This is a genomic window from Mycobacterium sp. AT1, from assembly GCF_002043095.1.
Taxonomy (GTDB): domain Bacteria; phylum Actinomycetota; class Actinomycetes; order Mycobacteriales; family Mycobacteriaceae; genus Mycobacterium.
Genome location: NZ_MVOC01000092.1, coordinates 698 through 17,709, shown reverse-complemented (window position 1 = coordinate 17,709; position 17,012 = coordinate 698). Strand labels below are relative to the sequence as shown.

General features: G+C 69.0%; 18 protein-coding genes. 10 read left to right on the top strand and 8 right to left on the bottom strand.

Annotation, left to right across the window (positions count from 1 at the left end):
- Positions 1 to 7: 7 nt before the first annotated feature.
- Both B1790_RS32090 and B1790_RS32085 read right to left on the bottom strand, forming a co-directional pair.
- On the bottom strand, positions 8 to 742 hold the full coding sequence (locus B1790_RS32090; protein ID WP_079927323.1) for an SDR family oxidoreductase: 735 nt from the start codon (positions 740 to 742) through the stop codon (positions 8 to 10).
- Between the two features lie 25 nt (positions 743 to 767).
- Positions 768 to 1,508, bottom strand: a complete 741-nt coding sequence (locus B1790_RS32085; protein ID WP_079927334.1) for a glucose 1-dehydrogenase — start codon at positions 1,506 to 1,508, stop codon at positions 768 to 770.
- A gap of 131 nt (positions 1,509 to 1,639) precedes the next feature.
- Between B1790_RS32085 and B1790_RS32080 the strand changes: the two genes are divergently transcribed.
- Positions 1,640 to 2,521 (top strand): LysR family transcriptional regulator, encoded by an 882-nt coding sequence (locus B1790_RS32080; protein WP_079927322.1) that lies wholly within the window; start codon positions 1,640 to 1,642, stop codon positions 2,519 to 2,521.
- A 4-nt stretch (positions 2,522 to 2,525) separates the two neighbouring features.
- Here the strand turns inward: B1790_RS32080 and B1790_RS32075 are convergent, their stop codons facing one another.
- Positions 2,526 to 4,037: a leucyl aminopeptidase gene (locus tag B1790_RS32075; RefSeq protein ID WP_079927321.1), complete on the bottom strand. Its 1,512-nt coding sequence runs from the start codon at positions 4,035 to 4,037 to the stop codon at positions 2,526 to 2,528.
- Between the two features lie 120 nt (positions 4,038 to 4,157).
- Between B1790_RS32075 and gcvT the strand changes: the two genes are divergently transcribed.
- Together gcvT and B1790_RS32065 are read left to right on the top strand one after the other, a co-directional pair.
- Positions 4,158 to 5,267 (top strand): glycine cleavage system aminomethyltransferase GcvT, encoded by a 1,110-nt coding sequence (gene gcvT / locus B1790_RS32070; RefSeq protein WP_079927320.1) that lies wholly within the window; start codon positions 4,158 to 4,160, stop codon positions 5,265 to 5,267.
- A 22-nt stretch (positions 5,268 to 5,289) separates the two neighbouring features.
- Positions 5,290 to 6,393, top strand: coding sequence for a branched-chain amino acid aminotransferase (locus B1790_RS32065; RefSeq protein WP_079927319.1), 1,104 nt, complete (start codon positions 5,290 to 5,292; stop codon positions 6,391 to 6,393).
- A 1-nt stretch (position 6,394) separates the two neighbouring features.
- Here B1790_RS32065 and B1790_RS32060 read toward each other — a convergent pair whose 3' ends face one another.
- From B1790_RS32060 to B1790_RS32050, 3 genes are read right to left on the bottom strand one after another with little or no spacing between them, the layout of a single operon-like run.
- The gene (locus B1790_RS32060; RefSeq protein WP_079927318.1) at positions 6,395 to 7,120 is read right to left on the bottom strand and encodes an adenosylcobinamide-GDP ribazoletransferase; all 726 of its coding nucleotides are present in this window, start codon (positions 7,118 to 7,120) and stop codon (positions 6,395 to 6,397) included.
- Complete coding sequence (locus B1790_RS32055; RefSeq protein WP_079927317.1) at positions 7,117 to 7,650, bottom strand: bifunctional adenosylcobinamide kinase/adenosylcobinamide-phosphate guanylyltransferase; 534 nt, start codon at positions 7,648 to 7,650, stop codon at positions 7,117 to 7,119. The genes B1790_RS32060 and B1790_RS32055 overlap by 4 nt, the downstream gene beginning before the upstream one ends.
- A 6-nt stretch (positions 7,651 to 7,656) precedes the next feature.
- Positions 7,657 to 8,334 carry a DUF3043 domain-containing protein gene (locus B1790_RS32050; protein ID WP_079927316.1) on the bottom strand — a complete coding sequence of 226 codons (678 nt, stop codon included), beginning with the start codon at positions 8,332 to 8,334 and terminating at the stop codon, positions 7,657 to 7,659.
- A gap of 104 nt (positions 8,335 to 8,438) precedes the next feature.
- Between B1790_RS32050 and B1790_RS32045 the strand changes: the two genes are divergently transcribed.
- Together B1790_RS32045 and B1790_RS32040 are read left to right on the top strand one after the other, a co-directional pair.
- Complete coding sequence (locus B1790_RS32045) at positions 8,439 to 9,503, top strand: glycerate kinase (RefSeq protein ID WP_079927333.1); 1,065 nt, start codon at positions 8,439 to 8,441, stop codon at positions 9,501 to 9,503.
- Between the two features lie 57 nt (positions 9,504 to 9,560).
- A complete protein-coding gene (locus tag B1790_RS32040) occupies positions 9,561 to 9,926 on the top strand; it encodes an iron-sulfur cluster assembly accessory protein (RefSeq protein ID WP_056553940.1) in 366 nt (121 codons plus the stop codon).
- Between the two features lie 21 nt (positions 9,927 to 9,947).
- Here B1790_RS32040 and B1790_RS32035 read toward each other — a convergent pair whose 3' ends face one another.
- A complete protein-coding gene (locus tag B1790_RS32035) occupies positions 9,948 to 10,592 on the bottom strand; it encodes a hypothetical protein (RefSeq protein WP_079927315.1) in 645 nt (214 codons plus the stop codon).
- Positions 10,593 to 10,668: 76 nt separating this feature from the next.
- Between B1790_RS32035 and B1790_RS32030 the strand changes: the two genes are divergently transcribed.
- Positions 10,669 to 11,643: a carbohydrate kinase family protein gene (locus tag B1790_RS32030; protein WP_079927314.1), complete on the top strand. Its 975-nt coding sequence runs from the start codon at positions 10,669 to 10,671 to the stop codon at positions 11,641 to 11,643.
- 4 nt (positions 11,644 to 11,647) lie between these two features.
- Here B1790_RS32030 and asnB read toward each other — a convergent pair whose 3' ends face one another.
- On the bottom strand, positions 11,648 to 13,591 hold the full coding sequence (gene asnB / locus B1790_RS32025; RefSeq protein WP_079927313.1) for an asparagine synthase (glutamine-hydrolyzing): 1,944 nt from the start codon (positions 13,589 to 13,591) through the stop codon (positions 11,648 to 11,650).
- 147 nt (positions 13,592 to 13,738) lie between these two features.
- Here asnB and B1790_RS32020 point away from each other — a divergent pair, with 147 nt between their 5' ends.
- The 4 genes from B1790_RS32020 to B1790_RS32005 all read left to right on the top strand — a co-directional run bounded on the left by B1790_RS32020 (position 13,739) and on the right by B1790_RS32005 (position 16,841).
- Complete coding sequence (locus tag B1790_RS32020; protein WP_233165419.1) at positions 13,739 to 14,749, top strand: cytochrome c oxidase subunit II; 1,011 nt, start codon at positions 13,739 to 13,741, stop codon at positions 14,747 to 14,749.
- A gap of 12 nt (positions 14,750 to 14,761) precedes the next feature.
- Positions 14,762 to 15,181, top strand: a complete 420-nt coding sequence (locus B1790_RS32015; protein WP_079927311.1) for a cytochrome c oxidase subunit 4 — start codon at positions 14,762 to 14,764, stop codon at positions 15,179 to 15,181.
- A gap of 164 nt (positions 15,182 to 15,345) precedes the next feature.
- Positions 15,346 to 16,185, top strand: a complete 840-nt coding sequence (locus B1790_RS32010) for an MmpS family transport accessory protein (protein WP_079927310.1) — start codon at positions 15,346 to 15,348, stop codon at positions 16,183 to 16,185.
- Positions 16,185 to 16,841 carry a DUF2561 family protein gene (locus tag B1790_RS32005; RefSeq protein ID WP_079927309.1) on the top strand — a complete coding sequence of 219 codons (657 nt, stop codon included), beginning with the start codon at positions 16,185 to 16,187 and terminating at the stop codon, positions 16,839 to 16,841. The genes B1790_RS32010 and B1790_RS32005 overlap by 1 nt, the downstream gene beginning before the upstream one ends.
- Positions 16,842 to 17,012 lie beyond the last annotated feature (171 nt).

Below are 17,012 nucleotides of genomic sequence, written 5' to 3'. Positions count from 1 at the left end.
CAGCGCCTCAGAGCTGGGACGCACCGCCGTCGACTGTCAACTCCGCACCCGTGGTGTACGTGGCGTCGAAGGCCAGGAAGACGATGGCCTTCGCCACCTCCTCGGGCTCCCCGAGACGCCGCATCGGGTTCACGGCCCGTTGCGCAGCGATAAATTCGCGTGCCGCCTCGGCGGGCATGGACCGCTCGAGGATGCCGGTGTCGACTGGGCCGGGGGAGACGGCGTTGACCCGGATCCCGCGGTCGACCAGCTCCGCGGCGAACGTGCGCGTCATCGATCGCAGGGCTGCCTTGGTCGCGGAGTAGACGCTCGTCGTCGCGATGCCCTTGCGGTTGGCGATCGACGTCGTCAACACCACCGCGCTGCCGGGAGGCATCAGCGGAACGAAGCGCTGCACGGTGAAGAACGGCGCTCTGGTGTTGACGGCGAACAAGTCGTCGTACTGGTCACCGGTGGTGTCCTCGACCGTGGCGCCCGCCGTCGCGCCGGCGTTGAGCACCAGCAGGTCGACACCGCCGAACTCGGCGGCCGCCCGATCGGCAAGCCCGTCGACGTCGGCCACGTCGCGGCGGTCCACGAGTGCCCGCGGCCCGAGGGCGGCCGCGGCGGCCGCCAACGACGCGGGGGTCCGGCCGGTCACCAGAACCCGGGCCCCGCCCGCGTCCAATGCCTTGGCGGTGGCGAGGCCGATCCCGCTGGTGCCACCGGTGATGACGACGCGCTTGCCGTCGTAGTTCGACATGTGAATTCCTTTCTTGGACAGCTGGTTAGAGCTGCGAGTCGCCACCGTCGACGACCAGTTCGATGCCCGCGACGAACGTCGCGTCGAAGGCCAGGAACGCCACCGCCGGTGCGAACTCGCTCGGCTGGCCGAAGCGCTGCATCGGGTTGCTCGCCGTGAACGCGGCCTTGAGCTCGGCGGCCCGCTCCGGCACCTCCTTCTCCAACTTGCCGGTGTCGATCGAGCCGGGGCTGACGGCGTTCACCCGGATGCCCCGCGGCAGCAACTCCCGGCTTAGCGTGCGGGCCATCGAGCGCAGCGCGGCCTTGCTCGCCGAGTACACGCTGAGCGCGTCCCAGCCCGTTTGGTTCGCCGTGGAGGTCGTCAGCACCACGCCACTGCCCTCGGCCATCAGCGGCGCGAGCTTCTGCACCGTGAAGAACGGGCCCTTGGCGTTGATCGCGAACACGTCGTCGAAGGTCTGCTCGGTCACCGCGTCGAAGGGGTCGAAGCTGCCGATGCCCGCGTTGACGACCAGGGCGTCGACCGTGCCGAACTCGGCGCGCACCCGCTCGGCCAGCGCGTCGATCTCCGTCAGCGAGCTGGTGTCGCTGCGCACGGCGACGGCGCGGCCGCCCAGCTGAGCCACCGCGTCGTCCAGCGTCGCCTGGGTTCGTCCCGTGACCAGAACGCGCGCGCCCTCGTCCACCAGATGCCGGGCCGCGGCCAGCCCGAGGCCGCTGCTTCCGCCGGTGATCACTGCCGTCTTGCCGTCGTATCTGCCCATGGAATGAGTCTTTGGCAGTTCGGCGCGGGTGTCCAAGACCCGTTCGGCACCCCGTCATGCCGAAACGGAATGGCGGCGCCGGAATAGCCGAGGACGACCGCCGGGTTGAACCCGCTCGTGAGGACTTGCCGGTGAACGACTTCGGGACCGACCTCGAACTGCGGCTGGTGCGGTACTTCACCGTCGTGGCCGAGCAGCGCAACTTCGGCAGGGCGGCGGCCGAGCTCCGCGTCGCGCAACCGGCCCTCAGCCGCCAGATCCAGCGGTTGGAACGCCAGCTCGGCGCACCGCTGTTCGACCGCACGCCGCGGGGCACCGTGCTCACCGCAGCAGGCACGGCGTTCCTCCCGGAGGCGCAGGCCCTGCTGCGCGCCGCGCACCGGGCCACGCTCACCGCCCGGGCCCACGCGCCGGCGGGCAAGGTGGTCGTCGGCTACGTCGAGGACCTGGTGGTCACCTCGGCGGTCCGCGAACTACGGCTCCGTCACCCGCAGGCGACGATCGGCACCCGCCACCTGGAGTGCCACGACGGGCGCATGCTCGCCGACGGCCTGGTGGACGTGCTGGTCGCCCGCGCTCCGCTGCCGCACCCGGCCGACGACGTGCACGTCACGGTGCTCTACGAGGAGCCGCGGATGTTGGTGTTGCCTGCCGACCACCACCTGGCCGGCCGAGCGTCGGTGTCACTGCAGGACTTCGCCGGCGGTGTGCCCGTCTACTGCTCGCACGGCGCACCGCGCTCGATCTACCCGACCGACGCAGGCTCGCTGGCCGCGGGACCCGTCGTCGAAAGCTTCGAGGACAGACTCGAACTGGTCGCCAGCGGCCAGGCCGTTGCGGTGGTCCCCGTCGGTGACCGGCGCAGTACGTTGCGAGCCGACCTGGCGTCCGTCCCGATCGAGGACGTCCCCGCCAGCGAGGTAGTCGTGGTCACCCGAATCGGCGACGCGAACCCACTCGTCGCCGACTTCGTCCTGGCCGCCCAGGTTCACCTGGTGCCGGTGGCGGCGTAGCCCGTCAGCCGTTCTTGGCGATGTCCTCGAGCACGGCGAACATCGTGCGCGTCGGCACTCCGGTGCCGCCCTTGCCGGTGTAGCCCCACGGGCCGCCGGTGTTGTATGCCGGTGCGGCGACGTCGATGTGGGCCCACTGCACGCCCTCGGCGACGAACTCACGCAGGTAGACCCCGGCCACCAGCATGCCCGCGTAGCGGGAGCCGCTGACGTTCGCGAGGTCGGCGACGGTCGACTTGAGGTCGTCCTTGAGTTCGTCGGGCAGCGGCATCGCCCACCCGTTCTCGCCGACGGCCTGCGAGAGCGCGGCGACGCGGTCGCGGAACTCGTCGTTGCCCATCACCCCTGGCGTGCGGGCGCCGAGCGCGACGGTCTGCGCACCGGTCAGCGTCGAGGTCTCGATGAGGTAGTCGGGCCCGTCCTCGCACGCCCGCACGATGGCGTCGGCCAGGATCAGCCGGCCCTCGGCGTCGGTGTTGAGCACCTCCACGGTGATGCCGCCGTATTGGGTGAGGACGTCGCCGGGCCGCTGGGCGCTGGCCGACGGCATGTTCTCCGCCATCGGCACCGTCGCCACGACGTCGACGGGCAGACCCTGCTTGGCGGCCAACACCACGGTCGCGATGACGGCGGCGGCACCGCCCATGTCGGAGGTCATGTGATGCATGTTCGCGGCGGGCTTGATCGAGATGCCGCCGGTGTCGAAGGTGATGCCCTTGCCGACGAGGGCGACCTTCTTGGGCTTGCGCCCCTTGCCGCCCTTGTGGGTCAGGCGGACCAGCCGCGGCGGCCGGGTCGAACCCTTGCCGACGCCGACGATGCCGCCGTAGCCGCCCTTCTCGAGGGCCTTCTCGTCGAGCACCTCGACCTGCAGGCCGACCGACTCGCCGAGAGCCCTTGCGCGCTTGGCGAATTCGTCGGGGAACAGATGGCTCGGCGGGGTGTTGACCAAGTCGCGAGCCGTCGCGACCGCGGTCGCGACGTCGGTGCCGCGGACGGCGTCGGCCTTCGCGGCCTTCGCCGTCGACAGCACCGTGATCTTGGCCAGACTCGGCTCCTTGGGGGCGGTCTTGGTGCTGCGGTAGTCGGTGAACCGGTAGGCGCCGAGGATCAGACCCTCGACCGTCGCCGCCACGTCGAGCTCGGACAGCGTCGTCACGACGTGCTCGACGCCGCTCAACGCCCGCGCCGCCACCCCGGCCGCGCGCCGGATCACGTCACCGGACCACTCGTCGCGCGACTTGCCGAGGCCGACCGCGAGCACGCTGGCGACCGGCAGGGCGGGGACGACGAGGCGAGAGGTCTGCTCGCTGCCGCCCTTGGCGCCGAGCGCCTTGAGTGCCACCTCGATCTCGCCGACGGCCTCGGCGTCGAGAAAGGGGTTCGGGACGACCCGGGCCCGATCGTCGTCACCGGTGACGACGGGAACGATCAACACCGCCGCGCCGATGCCGCGCTTGGGCAGGCCGGTGGAGACGGTGACGGTGGGGGACTGGTAGCCGGGTGTAGTGCTCACGGAAGTCACCCTAGCCAGGGGCGGTCGGCCGTCGCGACCGCGCGACTTCTGCACGATGGCTGCCGCAGTCGAAAATGTGCAGCCCAGGCGCAGAAGTCGACGGCGGGTAGCGAGGCATTAATGTGGTTCGCCGTGAGTGACAACCTGCTGAAGGGTCCGCTGGAGGACCGCCACCGCGAACTGGGCGCGAGCTTCGCCGAATTCGGGGGCTGGCTGATGCCGGTGTCCTATGCGGGGACCGTCAGCGAGCACAACGCCACCCGCAACGCCGTCGGCCTCTTCGACGTCAGTCACCTCGGCAAGGCCTTGGTGGTCGGGCCGGGCGCCGCCGACTACGTCAACTCGACGCTGACCAACGACCTTCGTCGCATCGGCCCGGGCAAGGCCCAATACACGTTGTGCTGCAACGACTCCGGTGGTGTGATCGACGACCTGATCGCCTACTACGTCTCCGACGACGAAGTGTTCCTGGTGCCGAACGCATCCAACACCGCCGCCGTCGTCGCCGCCCTGCAGGCCAAGGCGCCGGCCGGACTGACCATCACCGACGAGCATCGTTCGTTCGCGGTGCTCGCCGTGCAGGGCCCGAAGGCGGCCGAGGTGCTCGCCGCGCTGGGCCTGCCGACCGACATGGACTACATGGGATACGCGGACGCCGAGTTCGGCGGCGTGTCCGTGAGGGTGTGCCGGACCGGTTACACCGGCGAGCATGGCTACGAACTGCTACCCGAATGGGACCGCGCCGCGATCGTCTTCGACGCGCTGGTCGAGGCCGTCACGGCCGCAGGCGGCGAACTGGCCGGACTCGGCGCCCGCGACACCCTGCGCACCGAGATGGGCTACCCGCTGCACGGCCACGAACTGTCACCCGACATCTCGCCGTTGCAGGCCAAGTGCGGCTGGGCCGTCGGCTGGAAGAAGGACGCGTTCTGGGGCAGGGAGGCGTTGCTCGAGGAGAAGCAGGCCGGCCCGCGCCGGGTGCTTCGTGGGCTCAAGGCCGTGGGGCGCGGCGTGCTCAGGGCCGACATGACGGTGCTCGACGGCGACCGCCCGGTGGGCGTCACCACCTCGGGAACCTTCTCTCCGACATTGAAAGTCGGCATCGCCCTGGCGCTGCTCGACGCCGACGCAGGCGTCGCCGACGGTCAACGGGTGGCGGTCGACGTGCGCGGCCGGGCACTCGAATGCGAGGTCGTCGCACCGCCGTTCGTAGAGGCTAAAACTCGGTAGTCACGGGTTATACAATCGGCACATGACTGGTCCCCTCGACTTCACGCTTGCCCGCAACGCGAACCCGGCAAGCGACGAGGTACGGACTGGAATCCTGGCCGACCCCGGCTTCGGCCGCTTCTTCACCGACCACATGGTGACGATCGACTACAGCGAGGCCGACGGCTGGCACGACGCCAAGGTGCTGCCGTACGGCCCCATCCAGCTGGACCCCTCCGCGGTGGTGCTGCACTACGCCCAGGAAGTCTTCGAGGGTCTGAAGGCCTACCGCTGGGGCGACGGCTCCATCGTGTCGTTCCGGCCGGAGGCCAACGCCGCCCGGCTGCGCAACTCCGCCCGTCGGCTGGCCATCCCCGAGCTGCCCGAAGAGGTGTTCCTCGAGTCGCTGCGGCAGCTGATCGCCGTCGACGGAGACTGGGTGCCCGCCGCGGGGGGCGAGGAGTCGCTGTACCTGCGCCCGTTCATCTTCGCCACCGAGCCGGGCCTCGGCGTGCGGCCTGCCGTCGAGTACCGCTACATGGTGATCGCCTCGCCCGCTGGCGCGTACTTCAAGGGTGGCCTCAAGCCGGTGTCGGTGTGGCTGTCCACCGAGTACGTGCGGGCCAGCCCCGGTGGCACCGGGGCGGCGAAGTTCGGCGGCAACTACGCCGCGTCGCTGCTGGCGCAGGCGGAGGCGACGGAGCACGGCTGCGACCAGGTGGTGTGGCTGGACGCCATCGAACGCCGCTACGTCGAAGAAATGGGTGGCATGAACCTGTTCTTCGTCTTCGGCAGCGGTGGCACCGCCCGTTTGGTCACCCCGGAACTCAGTGGCTCCCTGCTGCCCGGCATCACGCGAAACTCGTTGCTGCAGTTGGCGACCGATGCGGGTTTCTCGGTCGAGGAACGCAAGATCGACGTCGACGAGTGGCAGAAGAAGGCCGCCGCGGGGGAGATCACCGAGGTGTTCGCCTGCGGCACCGCTGCAGTGATCACCCCGGTCTCGCACGTGAAGTCGGGCGAAGGTGACTTCACCATCGCCGACGGTGAGCCCGGCGAGGTGACGATGGCGCTGCGCGACACGCTCACCGGAATCCAGCGCGGCACGTTCGCCGACACCCACGCCTGGATGACCCGACTCGGCTGAGCTAGCCGACAGCCAGTCCCAGCGCGGCGATCGTCGTCGTCAGCTCGACGCACGCGCCGAGCACGTCTCCGTTGACGCCGCCGAACCGTCGGACGCAATGTGCCACCAGTACGGCGCTGACCGCCACCGCCACCACCACCGCGACGGGTCCCTGCCACGGCCGGTCGGTGGCGAAGGCGGCGCCCCCCGCGAGCGCGACGATCCACGCGGCCGCCACCCACACCGGTTGCGTGCCTGCCACCAACGCCGCCATCGTGCCGCCCGGGGCGGCCGGGACCCCGCGACGACAGGCCGCCACCACCGCGACCCGGCCCGCCGCCACGGCCACCACGACCGCGATCGGGTCCAGCATGGTGAACGTCAGGCCCTGGACCACGATCGCCACGACGATCGCGGCTACGCCGAAGGGGCCGGCGGGCCCGTCGCGCATGACGGCCAGCGCACGCTCCGGCGGCCCATAGCAGCCGAGCCCGTCGACGGTGTCGGCGAAGCCGTCGACGTGCAGACCCCGGGTCGCCAGCAGCAAGACCGTCACCACCGCCATACCGGTCAACGGGTTTCCGGCGCCGAACGCGTGCGCGGCCAGCCACGCACCCGCGGCTGCCACCACGCCAAGCGCGACGCCGACCACGGGTAGCGCGGTCAGGGCGCCACGACCGAAGACCTGCCGGGTGCGCACCGGCAGGACGGTGCCAAACGCGAAAGCCGATGCGACGGAGCCGATCACGTGGACGGCCGCCCCTTGACCGTCAGGGGCTGACCCGCGATGACGAGGACGACCTCGTCGCAGGCGGCGGCGAGGCGTTGATTCAACGTCCCAAGCGCGTCGGCGAATCGGCGACCGGACTCGGTGGCGGGCACCACCGTCAGCCCGACCTCCGGACTGACAAGGGCAAGCGGGCCGCGGAATTCGGATACCGCGGCGACCAGCTCGTCGACGTCGGGTGTGACGTCTCCGCCGGTCCACGCACGTCGGCGATCCATGGCGGCGACCAACCAGCCGCCGACGTCGTCGACCAGGGTGGGAACGTCGGGACCGGTGCGCAAATGCGTTGTCACGTCGGCGCTTTCGACGGTTGACCATCGATCGGGCCGGCGCTGCCGATGGATGGCGACCCTAGCCGCCCACTCGGGACCGTCGGATACCGCACCGGTGGCCACGTAACGGACCTCGCCAGAAATGGCGGCGCGGCTGATCGCCGCCTCCGCCCACTGCGACTTGCCGGATCGGATGCCGCCGAGTGCGAGTACGCGCACGTCGAATCAGGCGATCTTGGCGCCGCGCTCGACCTGCGGGCGCGGTGCCCGCATGCGGCGCAGCTGAGACGCCCGACTGGCGGCGTAGAAGCCCAGCTTCCAACCACTTTCGGTGTTGTCGGGGAACTTGGCGTCGACGGCCTTGTTGACCCGCCGACCGATCAGAACCCCGTCGACCACCATGACGGCCACCAGTCCGAGCATCACGAACTGCACGTAGTACTGGATCTCGACCGACGGCAACGACAACATCACGAACACCAGGGCGAGCGCGGCAGGCATGAACAGCCCGAGCAGGTTCCGTCGCGCGTCGACGATGTCGCGCGTGTATCGGCGCAGCGGGCCCTTGTCGCGGGGAAGCAGATACGAGTCCTCACCCGACATCATCTTCTCGCGGCGTTCGGCCATCGCGGCGCGGCGCACCAGCTTGTCGGCCTTGCGCTCTTCCTTGCTCATCGTCTGTTTGGCGGCCTTCTTGCGCTTGCGCGCCTCCGCCGACGTCATCGGGGCAGGCGCGACCGGACCGCGACTGCGGGTCTGGTTGCGCTTGGGGGTGGGCCGTCCCTTCGGAGCGGTGGCACGCGCCCTGGCCTCCTGCTCGGCCACGGACATCCCGGCGACGGAGGAGGACGCGTCGCTCTCCTCGGGTGGGGGATTGTCCTTCTTGCGACCCAGCAGATTCACGCCTCCCAGGTTACTTACATCCTGGCGGCGTCCGACATGCGCCTCCGATCTGCCGCGTGGCCGGGGCCGGTTCCCCTTACCCTTCGGGGGTGACGATCCACGACCTGCGTGTCCTCATCGCCCCCGACTGTTACGGCGACAGTCTCACCGCCGTCGAAGCCGCCGAGGCCATCGCCACCGGATGGCGGCGCGGCAGGCCGGGGGATCGGTTGACCCTCGCGCCGCAGTCCGACGGTGGTCCCGGTTTCGTCGACGTGCTGGCCAACCGCTTCGGCGGACTCCGGTCCGCACAGGTCAGCGGACCGCTGGCTGCCGAGGTCACCGCGGAGTGGGTCTTCGACAGCGAGTCGGCGACCGCGTACGTCGAGTGCGCCCAGGCCTGCGGGTTGGCCATTCTCGGCGGACCGCCCACCGTGCAGACCGCCGTCGAGGCACACAGCCGCGGCGTCGGCCAACTCGTCGACGCCGCGCTGGTGGCGGGCGCGTCCCGCATCGTGGTCGGGTTGGGCGGCAGCGCCTGCACCGACGGTGGACGCGGCCTCGTCGACGCCCTCGGCGGGCTCGAGGTCGCCGAGGCGCGGCTGGCCGGGGTCGACCTGATCGCCGCCACCGACGTCGAACATCCCCTGCTCGGACCACGGGGAGCGGCGCACGTGTTCGGACCACAGAAGGGTGCCGACCCCGCGACCGTCGACCTGCTGGAGGATCGGATGGCCGCGTGGGCCGACGCCCTCGAGGCGGGCACGGGTCGCACCGTCCGCGACGAACCGGGTGCGGGCGCGGCCGGCGGCCTTGGAGCGGCGCTGATGGCGCTGGGCGCCCGCCGAGAGTCGGGTGCCGCCGTCATCGCCGAGCACACCAACCTCGACGGCGACGTGGCGGCCGCCGACGTGATCGTCACCGGCGAGGGCCGATTCGACGACCAGTCGTTGCACGGCAAGGTGGTCAGCGCCCTGGCCGCGGGAGCCCGACACGCCCCGGTGTTGGTGTTGGCCGGCCAGGTCACCCTCGACGAATCCGCCCTCGCGGGAGCGGGCATCGCCGCCGCCCACTCGATCAGCGACTACGCAGGGTCGGTCCAACTCGCCATGGACGACGCCGCGCGGCAGCTCACGGGGCTCGCGGAGCAGACGTCGTCACGTTGGGCCGCCGCCGAGAGTCGGGAATAGCGCGTAGGCAAGGTACCGTTGAGATATCCGACGCATGACAATGCCCAGGGAGTAGGAATGACTGTTCAGGACGAGTCGACCACGACTACCACCGCCGCTCATGGCGCCATCCTCACCGACGCCGCCTCGGCCAAGGCCAAGTCGCTGCTGGACCAGGAAGGCCGCGACGACCTGAAACTTCGTATCGCGGTTCAGCCTGGCGGCTGTGCAGGTCTTCGCTACGAGCTTGCCTTCGACGACCGGTCGCTCGACGGCGATCTGAACGTCGACTTCAGCGGTGTCACGCTGACCGTCGACCGGATGAGCGCCCCTTACCTCATGGGTGCGACCATCGACTTCGTCGACAGCATCGAGAAGACCGGCTTCACGATCGACAACCCCAACGCCGGCGGTTCTTGCGCCTGCGGCGACTCCTTCAACTGAGTCCTTGCCGCGCAATTCCGGCTAGAACTGGCCGGAATTGCGCGGTAGGTATGAGCACACCAGGATGTTCTGATCCTGGAGCAACAGCTGAGCTATGCCTTGACGCTCGACCTCGCCCTGGTTGCGGCCTGCCGGGGTAGCCCGCATCGTGAAGAGCACCTGCGACTGAGTGGGTGACCAGGCGACGATCTTGTCGATCGAGGACACCTTCACCTCGCCATACTGGCGGCGGAACGCATCGCTGGTGAGATTGGCGAGCGTCATGTCCGATCGACGATCGGTGACCGCGTCGAAGAACCCGCACGAATTGTTGCGGGCCACGGTCTCGTCGTCGCCCTTGGCCAGCGCGTCGAGATAGCCCTGAATGGCGGTCGCCGCCGAGGCGTCGGTCACCGCCACCTCGTCGTCGCCGCTGCGTTCGGCGACGACGACCGCAGCGACCACGGCCGCCACCAGCGCGACGACAGACAATCCGATCAGTGCGACACGTCGCCCTCGCCGTGGCGAGGGATAGTCGACCGGCGGAGGCAACGTGCCTGGATACGCCGACGGCACGGGTCCCGGGTACGGCTGCGGACCGGGTGGCCGCATGCCGGCGGGCGGAAACGGGTGACGGGGCAGCGATTCCGGGTATGGGGACTCGGGGTACGGGATTGGACCAGCCATGACGTTGTTAGGCTAGCGCACCGACCTGCTAGTTAGTCTTAGGTAGACGGCTTAACCAAATGAAGGGCATAGCTTCGTGACGATTGTGGTGACCGGATCCATTGCGACCGACCATCTGATGAAGTTCCCCGGCAAGTTCTCCGAACAGCTGCTGGCCGACCACCTGCAGAAGGTGTCGCTGAGCTTCCTGGTCGACGATCTCGTCCTGCACCGCGGCGGAGTGGCGGGCAACATGGCCTACGCCATCGGCGTCCTCGGCGGTGACGTCGCGCTCGTCGGCGCGGCAGGCAAGGACTTCGACGAATACCGGACCTGGCTCGACGAGCACGGCGTCGACTGCTCCAACGTCCTGATCTCCGAAAGCGCCTACACCGCCCGGTTCGTCTGCACCACCGACGAGGACATGGCCCAGATCGCGTCCTTCTACCCGGGTGCGATGTCGGAGTCCCGCAACATCAAGCTCGCCGACGTCGCGAAGACGGCCGGCGCGATCGACCTCGTCATCGTCGGCGCCAACGATCCCGAGGCGATGTTCCTGCACACCGAGGAGTGCCGCGCGCTCGGACTGGCCTTCGCGGCCGACCCGTCGCAGCAGCTGGCCCGCCTGTCCGGTGAGGAGATCCGCAAGCTCATCGACGGTGCGACCTACCTGTTCACCAACGACTACGAGTGGGATCTGCTGCTGCAGAAGTCGGGGTGGAGCGAGGCCGAGGTGATGAACCAGATCGGGCTTCGGGTCACGACCCTCGGCCCGAAGGGCGTCGACCTGGTGTCGTCGGACGGCACGTTCGTCCACGTCGACGTCGTCCCCGAGACCCACCAGGCCGACCCGACCGGCATCGGCGACGCGTTCCGCGCCGGCTTCCTGACTGGACGCGCCGCCGGACTGAGCCTCGAGCGGTCCGCGCAGCTGGCCTCACTCGTCGCCGTGCTGGTGCTCGAGGCCACCGGCCCGCAGGAGTGGACGTGGGACCGCGACGCCGCGATCGAGCGACTGTCGGCGGCCTACGGCGCCGAAGCCGGCCAGGAGATCGGCGCGACGCTGGCCTGACGGCCTACAGCTGCACCGGATACGTCGGTTCGGCGATCTGGGGCACCACGCTGCGCTCGATGAAGATCGCGTGCCACAGCATGAAGATCAGCACCGTCCACAGGCGGCGGCTGTGATCGGCCGCGCCGGTCCGGTGTTCGTCGAGCATCCGGGCCACCGCGGGCTTGTCGACCAAACCGTCGGTCTGGGACGACGCGAGCGTCGCGTGGGCCCAGTCGAGCAGTTCGCCCGACCGTAGCCAGTGCCGAATCGGCACCGGGAAGCCAAGTTTCGCGCGGTTGAGCACATGGGCAGGCACGATCGGCTCGAGCGCGCGGCGCAGGGCGTACTTCGTGGTGGTCCTGGTGATCTTCTGGTCGAACGGCAGGCGGGACGCCACCTCGAACACCTCGGGGTCCAGGAACGGCACCCGCAGCTCCAGTGAGTTCGCCATCGTCATCTTGTCGGCCTTGACCAGGATGTCGCCGCGCAGCCAGGTGAACAGGTCGACGTACTGCATCCGCGCCACCGGATCCCAACCCTCGGACTCGGCGTACAGGGGAGCGGTCACGTCGGTGTGCGTCCACTCCGGCCGGAAACCCGGCAGCACCGCGCGCAATTGGGCGTCGGAGAAGCTCCTGGCGTTGCCGTAATACCGCTCCTCGAGCGTCAGCGACCCGCGGTGCAGCAGGCTCTTGCCGCGCATGCCGTCGGGCAACGGCCGCGACGCCTTGCCGAGGCTGCGGCGCAGCCGGCCGGGAACGTAGTCGAAGGCCTTGAGCGACAACGGTTCCCGATAGATCGTGTAACCACCGAACAACTCGTCGGCACCCTCGCCGGACAACACCACCTTGACGTGCTTGCGCGCCTCGCGGGCGATGAAGAACAACGGCACCAAGGCCGGATCGGCCACCGGCTCGTCCAAATACCAGACGATCTCGGGCAACGCGGTGACGAACTCAGCCTGGCTGACCACCTTGGCCACGTGGCGGGCGCCGATCGCCTCGGCAGACGCCACCGCGACGTCGATCTCGGAGAAGCCCTCACGTTCGAAGCCCGTGGTGAACGTGATCAGGCGGGGGTTGTGCCGCATCGCCAGCGCCGCGATGGCGGTCGAGTCGATGCCACCGGAGAGGAACGCGCCCACCGTGACGTCGGCGCGCATGTGCTTGGCGACCGAATCCTCGAGCACCGCGGTGATCTCGTCGTACCGGCTCTTCTCGGCGCCCGCGACGAACGGCACCGCCGAGAACCGCGGCACGAAGTAACGCGTCACCGCCGGGGCCTGACCCGGGCGGATGCGGGCGTAGCTGCCCGACTCCAGCCGGCGCACGCCGCGGTGCAACGTCTCGGGCTCGGGCACGTACTGCAGAACGGTGTAGTGCTGCACGGCGCGCTCGTCGACGCCGAGGTCGACACCCGCCACCGGCGCGAGGTCCAGGAGCGACTTCTTCTCGCTGCCGACCACGGTGCCGCCGCCTCCGGTCGCCATGAACAGCGGCTTGATGCCGAACGGGTCGCGCGCGCAGAACAACTCTTCGTCCACCGAGTCCCACAGCGCGAAGGCGAACATGCCCCGCAGCCGGTCCAACGCCTGGGTGCCCCAGTGGTGATACGCCGCGAGGATGGCCTCGCCGTCACCGTCGGTGGCGAACTCGGCGCCGTATTCGGACCGCAGTACCTCTCGTAATTCCAGGTAGTTGTAGATCTCCCCGTTGAAGACCAGCTTGTAGCGGCCCGGCTGCTCGGGCGGACCCCAACTCAGCGGCTGATGGCTGTGGGCGATGTCGATGATCGACAGCCGGTTGAAGCCCAGCACCACGGTGGGGTCGGCGTCGTCGTCAGCCCAGGTCCCCGGCTCGTCCGGCCCACGGTGACGCATGAGGTGAGTGGCCCCGGACACCGCGTCAACCAGCCCGGCGGACGGCGCTGCGGACGGGTTACGTAGGTAGGCAAGCAGTCCGCACATCGCGCCAGTATGCCGAATCGCCAGGGGGCGCGGAACCGACACCCCGGTCGCTTCGCTCCAGCCGTTGGGTGTGGTCTACGCTGCGTAGTATTCGCCTGGTTTCACCCACTTCTAGGAGGCACCGACGTGACCGCACGCGGGTTCCGGATGGTGGCGTTGTCGGTTGTTCTCGGTGGGACATCGCTCCTGCTCAGCGGCTGCAGCTGGTCTGAGGCTCTTGGCCTCGGCTGGCCCAACGGCATCACCCCCGAGGCCAAGCTCAACCGGGAGCTGTGGATCGCCTGCGTCATCGCAGCGCTGGTCGTCGGCGCCATCGTCTACGTCATGTTGTTCTGGACGAGCGTCTTCCATCGCAAGAAGAAGACCGACACCGACATGCCCAGGCAGTTCGGCTACAACATGCCGCTGGAACTGGTGCTGACCGTCGTGCCGTTCCTCATCATCTCGGTGCTCTTCTACTTCACCGTCGTGGTGCAGGAGAAGATGCTGCACAAGGACCCCAACCCCGAGGTGGTCATCGACGTCACGGCCTTCCAGTGGAACTGGAAGTTCGGATACCAGAAGATCGCGTTCAAGGACGGCACGCTCAACTACGACGGCGCCGACGCCGAGCGCAAGGCCGCCATGGTGTCCAAGCCCGAGGGCGTCGACGAACACGGCGAAGAACTCGTCGGCCCGATCAAGGGACTCAATCCCGAGGACCGCACGTACCTGAACTTCGACAAGGTCGAGACGACGGGCACCAGCAACGAGATCCCGATCCTGGTGTTGCCCAAGGGCAAGCGCGTCGAATTCCAGATCGCGTCCGCCGACGTCATCCACGGCTTCTGGGTGCCTGAGTTCCTCTTCAAGCGCGACGTGATGCCGGATCCGAAGGCCAACAACTCCGACAACGTCTTCCAGGTCAGCGAGATCCAGGAGACCGGAGCATTCGTCGGGCGCTGCACCGAGATGTGCGGCACGTACCACTCGATGATGAACTTCGAAGTGCGGGTCGTGGAGCCCAACGTGTTCAAGGCTTACCTCCAGTACCGCATCGACCATCCCAACGGAACCAACGCCGACGCGCTCGGAGCGGTGGGTCTGCCCGAGTTGGCAGTCACGACGCACCCGTTCGAATCGCGCCGCGGCGAGCAGGTTCCGATGGCGAGCAAGTAGGGACGACGACTCATGCACATCGAAGCGAGACTGTTCGAGTTCCTCACCGCGTTCTTCGCGGTCTGTGCCATCGGCTACGGCGCGCTCACCGCGATCTACGCCTACGGTGGCATCGAGTGGGCGGGCACCACCGCGTTGGTTCTCACCACCGGCCTTTCTCTGATCACCGGTACGTTCTTCCGATTCGTCGCCCGGCGCCTCGACACGCGCCCCGAAGACTACGAAGACGCCGAGATCTCCGACGGCGCAGGGGAGTTGGGCTTCTACAGCCCCAGCAGCTGGTGGCCACTTCTCATCGCCCTTTCGGCGTCGGTGACCGCCGTGGCGATCGCCATGTGGTTGCCGTGGATGATCTTCGCCGGTGTCTGCATGGTGCTGGCGACGGCCGCCGGTCTGGTGTTCGAGTACTACACCGGACCCGAGAAGCACTGATCCCGTACGGACGAAGGTCACGATAGAGGCCTCACTTGACCGATGGGACGTCCCACGGAAGCCTTCGGCGTGTCACGTTCGGTAAGGTTGCCGAGGCACGACCACCAGTCACGACCCCGACGTTGACGTCGCGCCAACCGGGCAGTCGAAAAGGACAGGCGTAGATGAGCGGGCCGAATCCCCCAGAGTCGGATTCTCCAGGATCGAAGTCACTGGGGCCGGACGAACCGGCTCGGGACGCACCCAAGACGGGCGAGACGGAGATCTACTCGCGGGCGTACTCCGCCCCCGAATCCGAGCAATTCACCAGCGCACCCTACGTCCCACCGGACTCCGCGCTGTACGACTACGACTCCTACGATGCGAACTCCGAGGACGACGCCACCCCGCCGCGCTGGCCCTGGGTGGTCGGCGTGGTCGCCATCGTCGCCGCGATCTCTCTGGTCGTGTCGGTAGCCGTCCTGGTCACCCGCACCGACAGCGAGACGCTCGCCACCCCGGGAACCAGCACGACCACGTCGGTGCCGCCGGTCCAGGACGAGATCACCACGACGACGCCTCCACCACCGCCGCCCCCGCCCACCAGCGAGGAGCCGCCACCACCGCCCCCTGAGACGATCACCGTCACCCAGGAGCCTCCGCCGCCGCCTCCACCGCCCGCCGTCGAGGCGCCGCCCCCACCGCCACCGGCGGAGACGGGGCCGCCGCCTGCGACGTCAGCCGCCCCTACGGGCCCGCGGTTCATCACGTACTCCGTGACGGGGACCAAGGCGCCGCTGGACCGCATCTCGGTGACCTACACCGACGCGTCCGGCAGGCAGCGCACCCAGCAGAACGTGTACATCCCGTGGTCGCTGACCGTCACGCCGATCTCGATGTCGGAGTTCGGCTCGGTGCAGGCGTCGAGCCTGCTGCGACTGAGCAAGTTGAACTGTCAGATCACTACTAGCGACGGGCAGACCATCGCCTCACAGCAGAACAACGACTGGCAGACGAGCTGCTGATGACCGCTGACGTGGAAGGTGGGGCGACCGCGGTCGCGCGTCCTCGCCCCGGGACACCCGATCGAACCGATCGCATCCTGGTCGCCGTCGCCGTCGCCCTGTGGCTGACCGCGCTGGGAGCCGGGGTGGCGGCCGTCGTCGCGCTCGTCGACCTCGCCAACGCCCATACGGTCGGTGCGGAGAAGTCCGACACCCCGTGGCTGCTGTACGCGGTGATCGGCGTGTCCGCCTTGGTGATCATCGGGGCCATCCCGCTGCTGCTGAAGGCGAGGCAGTCGGCGGTGGCGAGTGCCCCGGCCCGCTCCCAGTCGCCGGACGACGGTGCGAGGTCGGGCGGAACGCCGTCGGTGGCACAGCGGCTGCAGCCGTTCGGTGCGCCGGTGCTGCGTCGGTACTCGACGCCGCCTGCCGGCCACCGGGTCGGTTTCCCGACTGCGGCGGTCGAACAGATCTGGCTGCGCTGCACCGCCAGCATTGCGGCCGCAATGGGCGCTGCCGCAACGGGAATTGGGGTGGCCACCTATCTGATGGCTTCCGACCACGACACCGCGTCATGGATCGTCTACGCCGTCGCCGGTGTCATCACCCTTGGCATGGTCGCAGCACCGCTGACGTTCCTTCGCCAGTTGCACGGCGTCCTCGAGTCGGCCAGCTAGCCCCACCGTCGCCTGGCACCGAATGGCCGGGGTGGGGGAGTGGGGCCCCGACCATCGAGGCCCCGTCGGGCGCCGAGTGTGTGGGTTCTGAATCCAAAGTGCGGGTGGCGACGTCCACGAGCCACACGGTCGACGACGGATGTGGCTGTCCCACATACGAACAATGCCCCC